Source organism: Mesorhizobium sp. M7A.F.Ca.CA.004.04.2.1 (assembly GCF_004022825.1).
In the GTDB taxonomy this organism is placed as follows: Bacteria; Pseudomonadota; Alphaproteobacteria; order Rhizobiales; family Rhizobiaceae; genus Mesorhizobium.
On the sequence record NZ_RZPH01000801.1, the window covers coordinates 1 to 2815 of the forward strand.

Sequence of the window (2815 nt, forward strand, 5' to 3'; positions counted from 1 at the left end):
GGCCGGGCAGCGCCGTTCGACCGTCGGTGGCGACGACGGCATGGGCAGCGAAGATCTCGGCCTCGGCTTCCGCGGCCAGCTTGCGCATCTCCGGCGAAAGTTCCGGCCTGACATCGGCGATGGCGACGACCGCGGCACCGGCCTTCTTCAAGGCGACGGCCGCCCGATAGGCGCTGTCATTGTTGGTGAACAGCGCGATCCGCTCGCCCGGCAGCACGCCGAATTCGTTGGCATAGCGCTCGGCTGCATGCGCCAGCATCACGCCTGGCCGGTCATTGCCGGGGAACACGAGCGGCCGCTCGAACGCACCGGTGGCCAGGACCACGGATTTGGCACGGATCGCCCAATAGCGATGGCGCGGCTCGCCCTTGCCTGGCTGATCCTTGTGATCGCTGACCCGTTCCAGCGCGGCAAGCGTGTTGTTGTCGTAATAACCCCACACTGTGGTGCGCGGTAAAAGCCGGACATTGTCGCGGCCTGCGAGCTGGGCGACGGTGCGGCGCGCCCAATCGGCAGCTGGTGCGCCATCGATCGTTTCCCCGGACCAGTTGGCCGAACCGCCGAAAAGCGGCTCGAGATCGGCCAACATGACGCGCGCTCCCTGATCGGCGGCGGTCCTGGCGGCCATCAGGCCGGCCGGGCCGGAGCCGACCACCAGCACGTCGCAAAAGGCGTTCATGCGCTCGTAGCGGGCCGGGTCTTTCGCCGTTCCGGCGCTGCCGAGACCGGCTGCGCGGCGGATGAAGTGTTCGCAGAACATCCAGAAGCGCGTGCCTTTGAGCGGGCCGAACACCGGTCCCATGAAGGTCTTGTAGTAGAACCCGGCCGACAGGATGTTGCCGCCGAGCTGGTTGACGGCGTTGATGTCCCAGGCAAGCGAGGGAAAGCGGTTCTGGCTGATGGCAACCAGGCCGTCATGGATTTCGACCAGGGTCGCCGGAATGTTGGGCTCGCGAACCTCGCCCTTCAACACCGTCACCAGCGCGTTGGGTTCCTCGACGCCGGCAGTCAGCAGGCCGCGCGGGCGGTGGTATTTGAACGAACGTCCGTAAAGCGTGACGCCCTTGGCCAGCAGCGCCGACGCCAGCGTGTCGCCGGCATGGCCGGTGTAGGCCGTGCCGTCGAAGGTGAAGCGGATGGTTTTCAGCCGGTCGATGCGGCCGCCGGTATCGGCGCGGCGCGGGCTCATGCCTTGTCCTCCGCCTTGCGGCGCGCGGCGGAGCCATGATCGCCGCGCCCTTGATGATCACCGCGCACAAAGGCAACGCTGGAAATCTCATGCGTCAGCGTGTTGCGCACGACGCGCAGATGCGCGCGGCAACCGCCGGAATGCTGCCATATCTCGTTGTGGTCGCCGGCCGGGTTCAGCCGGTCATAGACATAGGCATTCCACGCCTCGAAATTCTGGGAGGCGGAGTCGGGACGCTCACGATTGCCGTCACCCTGATAGGTGAACTCGATGACGTCGCGCGGACCGCAATAGGGGCAAGTGATCAACATTGGACTCTACCTATTGCTAATGCAGCCGCGGGTTTGCACCCTGGCCCTTGTCGTCGATCACCAGGCCGCGGTGGAAGCGGTCGAGGGTGAAGGGGGCGTTGAGATCGTGCGGCTGGTCCTTGGCGATGGTCCAGGCAAAGCACCAGCCCGAGGCCGGCGTCGCCTTGAAGCCGCCATAACACCAGCCGCAGTTGAGATACATGCCGGGCAGGGGACCGGTGGTGATGATCGGCGAGCCGTCCATCGACATGTCGCAGACGCCGCCCCAGGAGCGCAGCATGCGCACACGGGCAAGGCCCGGAAACAGCGCCAGCATTTCGCTCATCACCTCGTCGACGACAGGCAAATTGCCGCGCTGGGCGTAGCTGTTGTAGCCGTCGATGTCGCCGCCATAGATGAGGCCGCCCTTGTCCGACTGCGACATGTAGAAATGGCCCATGCCGAAGGTGACGACGGTGTCGATGAAGGGTTTCAGCGATTCCGTGACGAAGGCCTGCAGCACATGGCTCTCGATCGGCATCGTCTCGATGCCGGCCAGCTGCATGACGCGTCCGGTGCTGCCGGCGACCGCCACGGCCACCTTCCTGGCGCGGATGTCGCCGCGCGAAGTGGTGACGCCTGATATGCGGTCGCCATCGCGCAGAAAGCCGGTGACCTCGCAATTCTCGATGATGTCGACGCCGCGCCGGTCGGCGCCACGCGCATAGCCCCAGGCTACCGCATCGTGGCGGGCGGTGCCGGCGCGGCGCTGCATCAAGCCGCCGACCACCGGGAAGCGCGCGCTTTCGGAGACATCGAGCGCCGGGATCAGACGTTTGATCTCAGCTTTCGTCATCAGTTCGGCGTCGACGCCGAGATGGCGCATGGCGTTGCCGCGCCTTGCATAGTCGTCGAACTGGGCCGGCGTGTGCGCCAGGTTCAGGCAGCCGCGCTGCGAGAACATGACGTTGTAGTTGAGCTCATGCGAGAGGTTCTCCCACAGCTTCATCGAGTGTTCGTAGAAGCGGGTGTTGGCCGGCAGCAGGTAGTTCGAGCGCACCGCCGTGGTGTTGCGGCCGACATTGCCGGAACCGAGCCAGCCCTTTTCCACAACGGCGACATTGGTGATGCCGTGTTCCTTGGCAAGATAATAGGCGGTCGCCAGCCCATGACCGCCGCCACCGATGATGATGACGTCATAGGACGCCTTCGGGTCAGGCTTGCGCCATGCCGGCTTCCAATCCTTGTTTCCCTTGAGCGCGTTCGCGAGCAGCGAAAAGGCCGAGTACTCTGCCATTGATGTCATCCGGTTCGGGCGATGCGGCAGACTATAGAG

The 2815-nt window shown here is 65.1% G+C and carries 3 protein-coding genes; all 3 read right to left on the reverse strand.

Annotated elements, in window-relative coordinates:
- On the reverse strand, positions 1–1189 hold a 1189-nt coding region (locus EN893_RS27235), incomplete at its 3' end, for a 2Fe-2S iron-sulfur cluster-binding protein (protein WP_128361920.1).
- Positions 1186–1500: a sarcosine oxidase subunit delta gene (locus tag EN893_RS27240; protein WP_127269175.1), complete on the reverse strand. Its 315-nt coding sequence runs from the start codon at positions 1498–1500 to the stop codon at positions 1186–1188. The genes EN893_RS27235 and EN893_RS27240, both read right to left, overlap by 4 nt.
- Before the next feature lie 16 nt (positions 1501–1516).
- A complete protein-coding gene (locus EN893_RS27245) occupies positions 1517–2776 on the reverse strand; it encodes a sarcosine oxidase subunit beta (RefSeq protein ID WP_127269174.1) in 1260 nt (419 codons plus the stop codon).
- Between the last annotated feature and the right edge of the window lie 39 nt (positions 2777–2815).